The sequence below is a fragment of the Streptomyces sp. ActVer genome, from assembly GCF_027270795.1.
In the GTDB taxonomy this organism is placed as follows: domain Bacteria; phylum Actinomycetota; class Actinomycetes; order Streptomycetales; family Streptomycetaceae; genus Streptomyces; species Streptomyces umbrinus_A.
This window is the reverse complement of record NZ_JAPWHT010000298.1, coordinates 1-13,029: the sequence shown is the minus strand read 5'-3', so window position 1 is coordinate 13,029 and position 13,029 is coordinate 1. Positions and strand designations below refer to the sequence as shown.

Below are 13,029 nucleotides of genomic sequence, written 5' to 3'. Positions count from 1 at the left end.
GGCGGCGGCGACCGGCGCGGGGACGGCCGACGCCGCGGCGGCTGAGGGCTCGGTGTCCAAGGTGCCGGTCACCAAGGACGAAACGGACGGCGGCGGCGACGCCGACGGAGCGGGCTCGGGCGCGGGCGGTGACGGGCGATGAGAGACGGCGAACCCCTCATACGCTGGGACTGGATCGGCGATCACATCGGCGAGCTGGCCGACTACACCGGTGTCCATCTGCGGCTCGGACTCCTGCCGGTGCTGTTCGGACTGATCATCTCCGTGCCGCTCGGCATCCTCTGCCACCGCTGGCGGTGGATCTATCCGCCGACCCTGACCGCGGCCAACGTGCTGTACTCGATCCCGTCGCTGGCCCTGTTCATGATCTTCGTGCGCTACACGGGCCTGACCGAACGCACGGTCATGATCCCGCTGACGCTCTACACGCTGTCGGTGCTCATACCCAACGTCGTGGACGGACTGGCCTCGGTCCCCGAACCGGTACGGCAGGCGGCCACCGCCATGGGATTCAGCACGGTCCGTCGTGTCGTCCAGGTCGAGCTGCCGATCGCCGTGCCCGTAGTCGTGGCCGGCGTCCGGGTCGCCGCCGTCTCGTCCATCAGCCTCGTCGCCGTGGGGCAGCTGATCGGACAGGGTGGCCTCGGCTACTACATCACCCGCGGACTCCAGCTCGACTTCCCGACCCCGATCATCACCGCGACCGTACTGATCATGCTGCTGGCCCTCGTCACCGACGCGCTGCTCGTGCTGGCACAGCGGCTGCTCACACCATGGGCGCGCGGCAAGGGGGCGACGGCGTGAACGACTTCCTGAACCAGATCGAGCTCGTGGGCGACTGGCTGACGTCGTCCCAGCAGTGGAGCGGTGACGACGGCATCCCCCACCGGCTCGCGGAGCATCTGACCTACAGCGGCATATCGCTGGTGTTCGCCACCCTGATCGGGCTGACCTTCGGACTGCTGGTCGGGCACACGGGCCGGGGCGCGTTCGCCGTCGCCAGCGTGGCGAACCTCGCGCGGGCCATCCCCACCTTCGGCCTCGTCGTCCTCGTCGTCACGGTCGCCGGACTGAGCACCACGCCGGTGCTGGTCGCCCTGGTCGCGCTGGCGGTCCCGCCGATCCTCATCAACACCTTCGAGGGCGTACGAGGCGTAGATCCCGACACCAGAGACGCGGCGCGTGGGATGGGCATGACCGGCTGGGAGGTCCTGCTGAAGGTCGAGGTGCCGATGGCGCTGCCGCTGATCCTGCTAGGGCTGCGGGTCGCCGCGATCCAGGTCGTGGCCACGGCGACCGTCGCCGCGTACCCCGGTCTCGGCGGTCTTGGACGTTTCATCGTCGACGGACTCGCCCGCAACAACTACGAACTGGTCATCGGCGGCTCCGCCGTCGTCGTCATGCTGGCGCTCGTCGTCCAGGCCGTCTTCACCGCGCTGCGGCGCCTCGTCGTCTCGCCGGGGCTGCAGCCTTCGGCGACCAAGTCCTGATTTCCCGAGTTCCTGATTTCCCGAGCTCCCGCGCTCCTGAAGGCCCCGAGAGCTCCTGAGGGCTCCCAAGAAAGGAAACACCCATGAAAACCAAAGCCATCGTCCGCGCCACCGCGTTCGGCCTCGTCACCGCGTTCGCCCTGACCGCCTGCGGAGGAGGCGACGACAGCGACGACAACCCGCTGACGGGCAGCAGCGGGGACAGCGGAGGCGGCAAATCCATCGTCGTCGGCTCGGCCAACTTCCCCGAGAACCAGCTCCTCGCCGAGATCTACGCCCAGGCCCTGGAGGACAAGGGCCTGAAAGTGACCCGCAAGTTCGACATCGGTGCCCGCGAGGTGTACTACGACCAGGTGGTCAAGGGCGGCATCGGTGTCTTCCCCGAGTACAACGGCGCGCTGCTGTCCGTCGCGGTCGACAAGAAGAGCACCGCCACCAGCACGGAGGAGATCAACGCGGAGCTGAAGGTGAAGCTCCCGAAGTCCGTGGAGATACTCGACTCCGCCGCGGCCGAGGACAAGGACTCGGTCACGGTCACCTCCGAGACCGCCGCCAAGTACAAGCTCAAGACCCTCGCCGACCTGAAGCCGGTCGCGAAGGACATGACCATCGGCGCCGGCTCGGAGTTCAAGACCCGCACGCAGGGCGGTGTCGGTCTGAAGACGGTCTACGGCGTCGAGTTCGGGAAGTTCCAGCCGCTGGACGCGGGCGCCCAGAGCACCCTGCTGAAGCTGCTGAAGGACAACAAGGTGCAGGCCGCCAACCTGTACACGACCGACCCCGCCATCGTCGAGGACAAGCTGGTCGTCCTGGAGGACCCGAAGAACCTCTTCTCCTCGCAGAACGTCACACCCCTCGTCTACAAGTCGGCGGTCAACGACAAGGCCAAGGCGGCCCTCAACGCCCTCTCGGCCAAGCTCACCACCGAGGACCTGCTGGAGATGATGAAGAAGCTCGTCAACGACAAGGAGGACGCCTCCGACGTCGCCAAGGAGTGGCTGACCAACGCCGGTCTCGCCGGCTGACGCCGACGGTCGCCCGGACCGTCCGCAGTCCGTGTGGACGGTCCGGTTCGCCCGGCAGGGAGTCAGACAGGACCGGCAACGAGTCCGGTACGCGCGCGGCAGGGAGGCGGACCAGGGTGACCGACACGGAAGGGGCCGGCGTCGGTGTCGACGCACCCCAGGGGGCCGTCGAACCCGCACGGCTGCACCAGCTGTTCGAGGGGCGCCGGCTGACGCCCACGCAGCGCCGTATCGCCCACTGTCTGGTCCGGCAGACCGCGGCCGCACCCTTCCTGTCGAGCGTGGAGCTGGCCCAACTGGCCGGGGTGAGCCAGCCGTCGGTGACCCGCTTCGCCGTCGCTCTCGGCTTCGACGGATACCCGGCCCTGCGCAGACACCTGCGGGACGTGGCACCGGCCGGACCGTCTGTGGACGCGCGGCCGGCCAACCCGTACCAGCAGGCGGTACGGGCCGAGATCCACCACCTGCTCCAACTCGCCTCCCTGCTCGCCGATTCCGGGCCCGTGGAACGCGCGGGACGGCTGCTCGCCGCCTCGCGGCCCCTGCCGGTGCTCGGACTGCGCGCCTCCGCGGCTCAGGCCCGCGGCTTCGCCTACTTCGCGGCGAAGGTCCACCCGGACGTGCGTCTCCTCGACGAGGGAGGCTCACGGCTCGCCGACCGCATCGACATGGCCGAGAACGCCGGTGCGAGCGCCCTCATGTGCTTCGCCCTTCCGCGCCACCCGGCCGAACTCCTCGACGCACTCGACCACGCCCGCGCGACGGGACTGACCGTGGTGACGATCGCCGACGGCACCTTCGCCCCGGTCGCCGCCCACAGCGACCTGCTCCTGCCGGCCGCCGTCGGCACCGACCTGGTCTTCGACACGGTGAGCGCCCCCATGCTCCTCGGCCAGGTCCTCCTGGAGGCGATGTGCGACGCCCTTCCCGATGCCCAGGCGCGCCTGGAGGAGTTCGACGCACGGGCGGCCGCACGGGGCCTGTTCGTCGACTGACCGGCTCGGGCGCCGGACCGGCGTCGGTCACCAGGCGCGTACGGTAAGGTTCACCTGCGTGTTCACGCGGAACTCCGCGACGAAGCGCATCGGGACGTGGCGCAGCTTGGTAGCGCACTTGACTGGGGGTCAAGGGGTCGCAGGTTCAAATCCTGTCGTCCCGACTCGTACGAGTCGCTGGTGAGGGGCGGTTTCGGAGCAATCCGAAACCGCCCCTTGATCATTTCTGGGGACCAGTTGGGGACCAGTGTTCCTTGACCGGTGTCAGCGGGTGAGGACAGTCGTTGCGGGAAGGGATCGCGGGGCGCGCAGCACGCTGAGGTGCGTGGAGAGTGCCGCACCGGCGGCTGTGATCTTGTGGACGTCCGGGTGCAGGTAGCGCTGAGTGGTCGTCAGCGATCCGTGGCCGGCGATCCTGCGCAGCACGTGGATGGGGACTCCGGCGTCCGCTAGCCAGGTCAGTCCGGTGTGGCGGAGGTCGTGGCGGCGTAGGTGCTCGTAGCCGAGCCGGGTGACTACTTCGTCCCAGTGGGTTGCGTCGCGTAGGACCGCGGTGGAGATGCGTCCTCCGCGTGGGCCGGTGAACAGTCGCGCGTCAGGGTTGGGGCCGGCGGAGAGGATGCGCTGGGCCACGAGCGGTCGGATCTCCTCGATGATGGGAACCTTGCGGGCGCGCTTGCCCTTGGTGCCCTTGTCGGTCAGTCCGCCGGGCGCGGGCGTGGTCTGGCGCTGTACCGTCCAGATCCACAGGCTGGTGTCGATGTCTCCGATGCGGCACCCGGAGACTTCTCCGATCCGGGCGGCGGTGCTCGCGGCGAAGAGAACGACGTCGCCCCAGCCGCGGTACTGGTTGGAGGAGGCGGCCACGAGTGCCTCGGCCAGCTGGACGAGTGTGTCCCAGTCGGGCAGGGCGAGGGCCCGTGGGTCGCGGAGTTCGTCCTCGGCCTGCTTGTAGAGCTTCTGCCAGCCGCTGACCCGGGCTGGGTTGACTTTGATGATGCCGTCGCGGACCGCCTGTTCCATGACGCGAACGAGAACGGCGATGGTGTTCTTGACCGTTGAGCGGCTGTGTGCTCGTCGACGATCCAGTTCTGCACGGTTCGGTCGACGACGCCGTTGGTGATCATCCGTACGGCGAGGTGGCCCAGGGCGGGGGCCACGCGCATCCGCCATCCCGCGAGATATGGGTCGAGGGTCTTCAGCTCCAGCCCGCGCAGGGCGAGATACATGTTCGCGTCGCCGTATTCGGCGAGCTTCATGGTGGCGAGCGACGAGGAGAGCCCGGCCTGCGCGGCCTCGATGATGTCCTGGAGCCACTCCTGCGCCTCGTCCTCGTCCGCCTTTCCCTCCGACAGGGACAGGCGCCGCTTCGTAGCCCGATCGACCCAGCGGACACGCGCTCGATAGGGATTTGGGCGATCGGGCCGGTATTCGATGTCGGTGGAGAGCCGGACACCGACCGGAACAATGGCCTTCTCGGCCATCAGGCTTCCCTGCCCGGGACGGTCCGGCGGCTGCGCAGCCATTCCTCAACGTCGAGCGCGCTGTACATGACGACGCGTTCGGAAACGGAGACGAACGGTGGGCCCTGCGGTGGCCGAGCGGTGCGCCACCGACGCAGAGTCGAGGCGTCCACGTGCAGACAGGCGGCGAGGTCACTCGTCGAATACCAGGCGTTGGCCAGGAGGGACGAACGGCCGCGATTTTGTACGGAGACAGTCTGGCTGGCTACGGAGTGCGCCGCGCCCTCCTGTTGTTTGCGCGGCTGACGGTTTGTGGAATCTGTTATCGGTTCGGGGGGGCAAGTGCGGTGAATCTCCGGGGATATGGAGCACCAAACGGGTACTGGAGAAGAACCTCCGGCGACGGACGGCATGGCTCGCAAACGGAGACCAGCGGGGTTCCACCTCCGCAGCTGCGGTGAGTTCTCGCCGATGGATCGATCCGCCGTGGTGCTCGGGGCAAACGTTGGACAACAATCGTCTGCAGAAACGCCGGTTTGGCTAACCGGCGATGGGCGGCTATGTTCCCCTCGCTCACGACGAGACTGCCGGAACGCGACTCCCTCGAGGCGACGCGATTGATGGGATGCGTCGACGATCGCGTACATGCTGGCGCATCACATGCCGTGCCGATTCATGCCTTCCCGATGACGCACCATGTGGAGGTGGAGTGTGTCGCGATCCTTGGACCGATCGTCAAGGAGTCCTGACCTGCGGTTGTGTGTGTGCATTATATGCAGTGTGGGCGTTACGGGCGATATGTTGACGCTGAAATGACGCTCGTGACGCTGGTTCTGATGGGGTGCCAGGCGCCTCCCGCTGCGCCAGTTCTCGTGCGCGCTCCTCGACGGCCGCGTCCAGGATCAGGCGCAACCGGGCGGCGCCCGCCCGTTCTACGCGCACCAGCGCGTCGGCGAACCGCGCGTTGAACTCCGCTACCCGCAGCGGCTGCTCCTGGGTCGGCAACGTGCACGCCTGTGGCACCCATGACGTCACCACGGCACCCCTTCCGGTGCTCGCCGCCCCGTCCGATGAGGCGGCCACACTCCGACGGTAGACCTGTACCTGGGTACCGGACGCGGATCTTCCGCGACTGCGGGTCTTGAACGGCCGGCAGGCGGCCGGCTCAGAGCCGGAAGGAGCCGCCGTCGATGACGATGAGCAGGCCGATCGCCGTGCGGGCCGGCGCGAGCAGGACGTGGCGCCGCCGCCTGAGGGCCTCGGTGACGACCGGCGGGGTGGCGAAGAACCGGCGCGCCAGGTACCACGCGCCGACCGAGATGGGGAAGACGACGGCGTACACGCTCATGCCATCCAAGCCCGTAGTGGCAACACGGGGCGTAGACGCGTCAAGTAGGGGGCAGATGACGTTCTCGTTCCCGGTGTTGCCGACCCATGTTCATGCTGCGTTCAGTGCGTGCTTCGAGACTTGCCGATCAGCATGCTTACGGCATCGAACGAAGGGTTTTCGGTGAAGGACAAGAACGTCAACGGTCCCGCGCCTTCGGCAGTCTCCAGGCGTCAATTGGTCAAGTACGCTGGTGTTGGAGCGACTTTGGTCGCGGCGAGTCCGCTGGCGGGGGCCACTCCCGCCGCGGCGGACGCCGGTGACGACCTCAAGCAGGGCGGCGGCTCGCGCAGAAGAGTGTGGCGTGCCGGTGATCACCATGTGCACTCGGAGTACAGCGGTTCGTTCGACACGTCGACGAACCCGCCCAAGTTCCAGAAGGGTGGCGACGCCGTCTACCCGATCGTCACCAATGCGATCATGGCGAAGCACTTCGGCCTCACCTGGGCCATGTGCACCGACCACGGCGGCCCGACCCACTCGAAGGTGAACCTCGAGCAGGCATATCCGGACCTGCTGCGCTCACGCGTGCTCGTACCCGAGGTCCTCCAGTTCTGGGGAATGGAGTTCGACGCCCCGGCCCTGGACCATCACACACTGATGATCCCTCACCACGCGGATGAGGCACAGCAGTTGTTCGAGCTGGAGAGCCGCTTCGCCGCACGCGATGCCTTCCCCTCCGATCCCGGCCGGAACACCGAGGCCAAGATGATCGAGTTCTTGAAAGCGGCGAAGGACATGCGGCAGAAGCCGCTGGTGATCGCCCATCACGCGGGACGGTCGGCCACTGGCCTCGGCGTCTATGGGCAGGACACCCCGCGCGAGTTCCGCAACGGCAACAACGCCGCACCGGAGATCTACGTCGGCTTTGAAGGGGCTCCAGGCCACCAGGCCGGCCCGCTCAACGGCGGCGCGCGCGGTGGCTACGGCAGTCACCCGACCTATGGTGGCTTCGATCAGATGACGGCCCGGGTTGGCGGGTTGTGGGATTCGCTGCTGGGTGAGGGCCGGCGTTGGTGGATCACTGCGACCTCGGACTCGCACGTCCACTGGACGCGCGGCGGCTCCGACTTCTGGCCCGGCGAGTACAGCAAGACCTACGTGCATGCCAGGCAGGACTACGCCGACATCATGGACGGGCTCCGCAACGGCCGGATCTGGGTCGGGACCGGCGACCTGATCACCAGCCTCGACGTCACGGCTGAGGGCCAGGGCCGCAGCGCAGCTGTCGGTGAGACCCTCACAGTGAGCCACCGCAAGCGCACCGACGCCGAGATCGAGATCCGGTTCCGGCCGCTGGAGCGCAAGAACGCGAACGGTGACCGCCCGGAGGTCCAGCGCGTGGACTTGATCGTCGGGCAGGTCACGGGCCCGAGCTCCAACCTCGACTCGGACACCAATCCCACCACGAAGGTCGTGGCGCGGTTCGGCCCTCGAGACTGGCGGAAACAGGGGCGCGAGTACGTCATCAAGCACACCCTGCGCAATGTCGAGACCGACCTCTACGCGCGCGTGCGTGGCACGAGCACCGATGAGGCCGAGCCGCTCGCCGACGGGCTGGAGAGTCCCTGGGACGACCTGTGGTTCTACTCGAATCCGGTGTTCATCCAGGTCCGCTAGCCCGCTGTCCCGCAAGGTGAACTCACCGTCAGTGAGCACGTGGACGGGGGAGATCAGTGAATGCTGAGAGGGCTGCTCGATAGGCAACCGGAATCTTGCATCGAGTCCGCGGTCCCGCTGCGGTTCCTCCCGCAGTGAGCCACCTCCCGCTGGCAGGCGGCGGGCGCGGTGACAACGACGCCCGCCGGGGCGGATGTTGCCCGCTGATCAGCCGCTCCCTCCGCGATGGCAACCCGCCGGACGCTGCCCGGGCAACGTCCGGCGGGTGGTCTGCGTCCTACAGAAGTAGGCGTGGAGAGGAAGATGACGATGGACTCGGTCGCCGTGAACGGGGTGCGGCTCGCGTACGAGAGAGTCGGCACCGGACGGCCCGTGGTCCTGGTGGGCGGGACCGGAATGCCACCCGTCGCCTGGGAGTTCAGCGGCCTGCGCGACGCGCTGGTGGAAGCCGGGCACGAGGTGGTCACCTATGCGGCACGCGGCGTGACCCCGTCCGACGCGCCCCCCGCGCCTTACACGATGGCCCAACTGGCAGCGGAACTCGAAGGATTCCTGACTGCCCTGGCCATCGATGAAGCCGCGGTCGTCGGCTACTCCCTGGGCAGCTTCACCGCCGAGCTACTCGCCCGCTCACGCCCCGACCTGGTGAGCTCGCTCGTGCTCATGGCCGGCGCCGGGCCGCTCACCGCCGTACTGGACGCGGTCCTACGGGCCGAAGCCGAGCTCATCGACGCCACCGGGGCGCTGCCGCCCGCCTTCGTTCGGCTCCAGACGCTGCTCTCCACGCTGCCGCCGTCGGTGTTGTGCGAGGACGAGGAGCAGGTACGCGGCTGGCTGGATCTGCTGACCGTGCAGGAGCAGGTATGGACATCAGCCGAGGGCGAGCGGGGCCAGTCGGCGGCGGCTGCCGACTGGGCGCGTGACGGGACGCGCATGGACAGGCTCCGTGCCATCACGGCACCAACCCTCGTCGTGTCCTTCGAGCACGACACGTACTTCGCGCCGCGCGGCGGCCATGTTGCCGCGGAGTTGCTTCCGAACGCCCGGTTCGCACGCGTCCGCGGTGCAGCCCATGGCGGGCTGCTGACCCATCCGCAGCCCGTGATCGAGGCGGTGCGGGAGTTCCTCAAGGAGCGGTGAACGACGGCGGTGGCCCCATAGTTTGAAGCGGGGCCACTGCCAGTGCGTGCCGTGCGTGTGTGGAAGCCTGCGGCACTCGTCCCCCGCGCATCCGACGGCGTCGCTTCCGTGGACGACTCTGTGCAGTCGCCTGGGCTGTCAGGTCAGTAGCAGCTCTTGTTCTTCGGCATCAAGACATGCGGTCTCGGCGAGCACCGTGCTGAGCGGATCGCTCAGCATGTGGGCGAGTCCCGGATGGCCGAGCAGTACCGCGCACCGCGGCCCTCCGGGGCGGCGACGATGAGGCGGCCGTCGCACAGGCAGGCGAGGCGGTTGTAGAGCCGGGTGCGGCTGATGCCCAGCTGGAACGCCAAGAGCGCTTCGGCCGGGGTGGCGGCTACGAGCGCTTTTTGATGGTGCAGCGTGGGATGAATTCACCGACAGGTGCCTATGGCGGTCCACGGCCCTGGGGCGCCGCAGACCGCCATAGGCCACCCCGCTACCGCGGCGCGGAGCCACGCTCCCTGAGCATGTCGGTCATCAGCTTCATCTCCGACTGCTGGGCTTCGACCATGCCCTGGGCGAGCCTCTTCTCGGCCTTGACCTCGCACTGCTGGGTGCACGCGCGGGCCATGGTCACGCCGCCCATGTGGTGGTCGATCATCAGCTGCAGGTAGAGGACCTCGGCCTGCTGCCCCTTGAGCTTGCCCAGCTGCTCCAGCTCGTCGGCGGTCGCCATCCCGGGCATCAGGGACCCGCCCTTGGCCTGGTGCTCGCCATGCCCCTGGTCTTTCATCCAGGCCATGTAGCCGTCGGCGGAGATTTTCGGCAGCTCCCACAGGTCAAGCCAACCGAACAGCATGCCGCGCTGGTTGGCCTGGGTCTGGGCGATGTCGTACGCCAGGCGCCGGACGTCCTCGTCGTCTGTCTGGTCGCGGACGATGTAGGACATCTCCACGGCCTGCTGGTGGTGGACGGCCATGTCACGGGCGAAGCCCGCATCGGCGGAGTCGGCGGCCGGTACCTGGCTGGCGGGAGTGTCGTCGGACAGGGATGTGGCCAGCGCCCAGGCGGCCAGCGCCAGCACCACGACGACCGCCGCGGTGAGGACGAACGGCCGCGATTTGGGCCGTGCCGGCATGGCGCCCGCGTCCGCCGTGTCCGTGTCTGTCTCGTCGGTAAGTGTTTCGGTGTCGCTCATGCCGCACTCAGTCCGTTCGTGCAGGCGGCGCCCGGCTCGGGGGTCTGCGAGCCCTGGACGTACTTGGTGAGGAACTTCTCGACCCGGGGATCTGAAGCCTTGTCGACGCTGAGCTGTGTCCCCCATGCGGAGAGCATGATGGCGCCGGTCTGTTCCTTGACCGGGCTCATCAGGGTGTACGGGGTCTTGGCGACCTTCTTGCCCAGTCCCTCCGTGTCGGAGCTGGACGCCTTGTCGTTGTACGTGATCCAGACCGCTCCGTGCTCCAGGGAGTGGACCGCGTTTCCGGCGGCGACGGGCTTCTCGTAGACGTCGCCCTGGCAGTTCATCCAGGCGTTCTTGTGGTCACCGCCGACCGCGGGGGTCATCGGGTAGTCGACGTCCTGCTCGACGTGGTTGCGGCCGAGCTTCTTCGCGTCCCATGTCTTCGCGCCCTTGACGGGCTTCTTGGCTTCGGCGGTTGTCTGCTCCTCCTTTTCGTTGGCGCTGTTGAGGGCGTACGCGCCCCAGCCAACCAGCGCCACGACGACGAGCGTGCTGGTCGTGACGGTGAGGATGCGATTGCGGCGCTCGCGGGCCTTCTCGGCGCGGCGCATTTCCTGCACGTGGGCCTTGCGTTCAGCAGAACTACGGGCGGTCTTGCCTGTCTTGGGGGCACCCATGGGTGTTCCTTGTCCCCGCCGCGCGAAGGCACGGCGGCACTACGAAGGTGGATGTCGGCGTCGGGGAGGGCGGCACGAAGCGCCGCCTGGACATCCCGCTACGTCCGCGACACCTGCAGGACATGCAGGCTCGGAGCTGCGTGGCTCGTGTGCGGCGTCGCCGCGACGAGGGGGCCGGTCGGCCTCGGAGTGCGGGGCAACTCTGGAAGGACCACCGGGTCGGGCTGGGGCGGTGTGGATACGACAGCCGCGACATGGTGTGTCGCCGAGGCACAGCAGGTCTCGCCCGCCGGACAGTCGTCCGGCAACGCGGCCACATAACCGTGCGACGATGCGCTCGCCTCGGTCGGGGCAACAGCGGCGACCTGCGTCATGGGCCCCTGCGTTGTGTCGTGGTGCTCAATCGAACTCATGCACACGAACAGAGCGGTCAGTGCCGCGGCCAGCCAGCATGCGAGGGCGGCCGGTCCCATGGACCTTCGCCCCCTGTTTCCGCTGCGTCCCACTCGCTTCATCGCCGCTGATAGTAACGGCTGCGTGGCCACCGGGGATGCGGGTTCGGTCCGGGAGCTCGACCCGGCCGCCCAGCCGCGAAACGGCCATGCAAGGCTGTCAGGCAGACACATCGCGCCGCGCCGGGAGGACGGCATGCTGACGGTGCACGCCTGGTTCGACGAGGTGAACGACGGCTCGGTGACGGCCTTCCAGCCGGACCCGGGCGTGTTCCTGCCTCGGTGACTGCCCTGCCAACCTACGCGGACGCAAGGAGACTGAGTGATGCTTCTGGCCGCCGGACTCGACGCCACCGTCGTGAGCGGCTCCCTGCTGCTGGCGCTGCCGATCGCTGCGCTCGCCGGCGCTGTCTCCTTCTTCTCCCCGTGCGTACTGCCCCTCGTGCCCGGTTACCTGTCGTACGTCACGGGGGTCAGCGGCGCGGATCTGGCCGAGGCCCGGCGCGGGCGCATTCTGGCGGGCACGCTGCTGTTCCTGGCGGGGTTCACGGCGGTGTTCGTGTCCTTCGGCGCCGCGTTCGGCTACGCCGGCAACACGCTGCTGGAGTACCAGGAACCACTCATCCGGATCCTCGGCGTGCTGACCATCGTGATGGGCTTGTCGTTCATGGGCGTACTGCCGGGCATCCGTCGAGAGTGGCGACTGCACCGGCGCCCGGCGGTCGGCCTGGCCGGTGCCCCGATGCTGGGGGTGTTGTTCGGCCTGGGCTGGACCCCGTGCATAGGCCCCACCCTTGCCGCCGTGCAGGCGCTGGCGTTCAGCGAGGCGAGTGCCGGCCGCGGGGCCGTGCTGACTGTCGCCTATTGCGCCGGGCTGGGACTGCCGTTCCTAGCTGCCGGGTTGGCCTTTCGTAAGACGCTCGGGGTGTTCTCCTGGGTCAAGGCTCACTACCAGTGGGTGATGCGTATCGGCGGCGGCATGATGATCGCGATGGGGCTGCTGATGGTGACCGGCGTGTGGAGCTATCTCATCAGTCAGATGCAGTCCTGGTCGGCCGGGTTCACGGTGGGCATCTGAGGCGGGGGCTAGCGAGCGTCCTCGGCCGCTGGCTGTTGACGGGGTTGGGCGGGAAGCCGTAGGGCGATGAGGGTCGCGACGGCGAGGCAGACCGCCGCGCTGGTGAGGAAGACGTGGGACAGGGCGTCGGTGAAGGCCCCGGCGGCGTGGTTGGCCAGGTCCGTGCCGAGCGAAGGGTCGAGGCGTTGGGCGGCGGCGTGGGCACCGGCGACGCTGTCGCGGGCAGTGTCGGCCACCGGCTCGGGAAGAGCGCGCCACGGGCTCGACGTGCGCGGGGCGTTCACGCGCGCCCTGAGCATGTCGGCCATGAGCTTCATCTTCGACTCTTGAGCTTCGGCCATACCTCCGTGGCAGCGGTGGTGCCGAGCCAGAACATCTCCGGGGCCCGGGTGAGGGCGAACAGGCAGCGTGACAGGCCAACCGCACCGCCGCGGTACACCGAGCAGTTGAGTATCCGTCAACCGGCGGCGCGTCAGCGCGCCCCCGGCCCGGCCATTGCGGCCGTCACCGCACCGCGAGCCGGCGCGCCCGCAGCCC

The 13,029-nt window shown here is 68.4% G+C and carries 12 protein-coding genes, 1 tRNA gene and 1 pseudogene; 8 read left to right on the top strand and 6 right to left on the bottom strand.

What is annotated here, in order from left to right; translation table 11 throughout:
• Positions 1–138: 138 nt before the first annotated feature.
• The 5 genes from O3Q52_RS35860 (at position 139) to O3Q52_RS35840 (ending at position 3,674) form a co-directional block, all read left to right on the top strand.
• Positions 139–804 (top strand): ABC transporter permease, encoded by a 666-nt coding sequence (locus O3Q52_RS35860; protein ID WP_055612587.1) that lies wholly within the window; start codon positions 139–141, stop codon positions 802–804.
• Entirely contained in the window at positions 801–1,490 is a 690-nt protein-coding gene (locus O3Q52_RS35855) for an ABC transporter permease (protein WP_189839393.1), read from the top strand. The genes O3Q52_RS35860 and O3Q52_RS35855 overlap by 4 nt, the downstream gene beginning before the upstream one ends.
• 83 nt (positions 1,491–1,573) lie before the next feature.
• Positions 1,574–2,515: an ABC transporter substrate-binding protein gene (locus tag O3Q52_RS35850; protein ID WP_269652795.1), complete on the top strand. Its 942-nt coding sequence runs from the start codon at positions 1,574–1,576 to the stop codon at positions 2,513–2,515.
• A 116-nt stretch (positions 2,516–2,631) separates the two neighbouring features.
• Positions 2,632–3,510, top strand: coding sequence for a MurR/RpiR family transcriptional regulator (locus O3Q52_RS35845; RefSeq protein WP_269652794.1), 879 nt, complete (start codon positions 2,632–2,634; stop codon positions 3,508–3,510).
• 90 nt (positions 3,511–3,600) lie between these two features.
• Positions 3,601–3,674 (top strand) — tRNA-Pro (locus tag O3Q52_RS35840).
• A 100-nt stretch (positions 3,675–3,774) separates the two neighbouring features.
• Here the strand turns inward: O3Q52_RS35840 and O3Q52_RS35835 are convergent.
• Positions 3,775–4,533: a site-specific integrase gene (locus O3Q52_RS35835; protein ID WP_269652793.1), complete on the bottom strand. Its 759-nt coding sequence runs from the start codon at positions 4,531–4,533 to the stop codon at positions 3,775–3,777.
• A 1,605-nt stretch (positions 4,534–6,138) separates the two neighbouring features.
• Entirely contained in the window at positions 6,139–6,321 is a 183-nt protein-coding gene (locus O3Q52_RS35830; protein ID WP_269652792.1) for a hypothetical protein, read from the bottom strand.
• Between the two features lie 246 nt (positions 6,322–6,567).
• Here O3Q52_RS35830 and O3Q52_RS35825 point away from each other — a divergent pair, with 246 nt between their 5' ends.
• A complete protein-coding gene (locus tag O3Q52_RS35825; protein WP_269652791.1) occupies positions 6,568–7,980 on the top strand; it encodes a phosphoesterase in 1,413 nt (470 codons plus the stop codon).
• A gap of 303 nt (positions 7,981–8,283) precedes the next feature.
• A complete protein-coding gene (locus tag O3Q52_RS35820; RefSeq protein WP_269652790.1) occupies positions 8,284–9,120 on the top strand; it encodes an alpha/beta fold hydrolase in 837 nt (278 codons plus the stop codon).
• A 245-nt stretch (positions 9,121–9,365) separates the two neighbouring features.
• On the opposite strand, the pseudogene O3Q52_RS35815 reads toward O3Q52_RS35820, so the two are convergent.
• The 3 genes and pseudogenes from O3Q52_RS35815 to O3Q52_RS35805 form a co-directional block, all read right to left on the bottom strand.
• Positions 9,366–9,479, bottom strand: a pseudogene (locus tag O3Q52_RS35815) (transcriptional regulator); the annotation flags it as partial.
• Between the two features lie 119 nt (positions 9,480–9,598).
• Entirely contained in the window at positions 9,599–10,240 is a 642-nt protein-coding gene (locus O3Q52_RS35810; RefSeq protein WP_269652796.1) for a DUF305 domain-containing protein, read from the bottom strand.
• Between the two features lie 56 nt (positions 10,241–10,296).
• The gene (locus O3Q52_RS35805) at positions 10,297–10,962 is read right to left on the bottom strand and encodes a DUF3105 domain-containing protein (RefSeq protein WP_269652789.1); all 666 of its coding nucleotides are present in this window, start codon (positions 10,960–10,962) and stop codon (positions 10,297–10,299) included.
• A gap of 777 nt (positions 10,963–11,739) precedes the next feature.
• On the opposite strand from O3Q52_RS35805, the gene O3Q52_RS35800 reads away from it, so the two are divergent.
• Positions 11,740–12,492, top strand: coding sequence for a cytochrome c biogenesis CcdA family protein (locus O3Q52_RS35800; protein WP_269652788.1), 753 nt, complete (start codon positions 11,740–11,742; stop codon positions 12,490–12,492).
• 8 nt (positions 12,493–12,500) lie between these two features.
• Here O3Q52_RS35800 and O3Q52_RS35795 read toward each other — a convergent pair whose 3' ends face one another.
• Positions 12,501–12,833, bottom strand: a complete 333-nt coding sequence (locus O3Q52_RS35795) for a hypothetical protein (RefSeq protein ID WP_269652787.1) — start codon at positions 12,831–12,833, stop codon at positions 12,501–12,503.
• Positions 12,834–13,029: the final 196 nt, after the last annotated feature.

Excerpts from the sequence above, each read along its gene's own strand:
- O3Q52_RS35795 (WP_269652787.1), bottom strand. The coding sequence starts at position 12,833 with ATGGCCGAAGCTCAAGAGTCGAAGATGAAGCTCATGGCCGACATGCTC.
- O3Q52_RS35820 (WP_269652790.1), top strand. The coding sequence starts at position 8,284 with ATGACGATGGACTCGGTCGCCGTGAACGGGGTGCGGCTCGCGTACGAG.
- O3Q52_RS35805 (WP_269652789.1), bottom strand. The coding sequence starts at position 10,962 with ATGGGTGCCCCCAAGACAGGCAAGACCGCCCGTAGTTCTGCTGAACGC.
- O3Q52_RS35850 (WP_269652795.1), top strand. The coding sequence starts at position 1,574 with ATGAAAACCAAAGCCATCGTCCGCGCCACCGCGTTCGGCCTCGTCACC.
- O3Q52_RS35830 (WP_269652792.1), bottom strand. The coding sequence starts at position 6,321 with ATGAGCGTGTACGCCGTCGTCTTCCCCATCTCGGTCGGCGCGTGGTAC.
- O3Q52_RS35810 (WP_269652796.1), bottom strand. The coding sequence starts at position 10,240 with ATGCCGGCACGGCCCAAATCGCGGCCGTTCGTCCTCACCGCGGCGGTC.
- O3Q52_RS35800 (WP_269652788.1), top strand. The coding sequence starts at position 11,740 with ATGCTTCTGGCCGCCGGACTCGACGCCACCGTCGTGAGCGGCTCCCTG.
- O3Q52_RS35835 (WP_269652793.1), bottom strand. The coding sequence starts at position 4,533 with ATGGAACAGGCGGTCCGCGACGGCATCATCAAAGTCAACCCAGCCCGG.
- O3Q52_RS35860 (WP_055612587.1), top strand. The coding sequence starts at position 139 with ATGAGAGACGGCGAACCCCTCATACGCTGGGACTGGATCGGCGATCAC.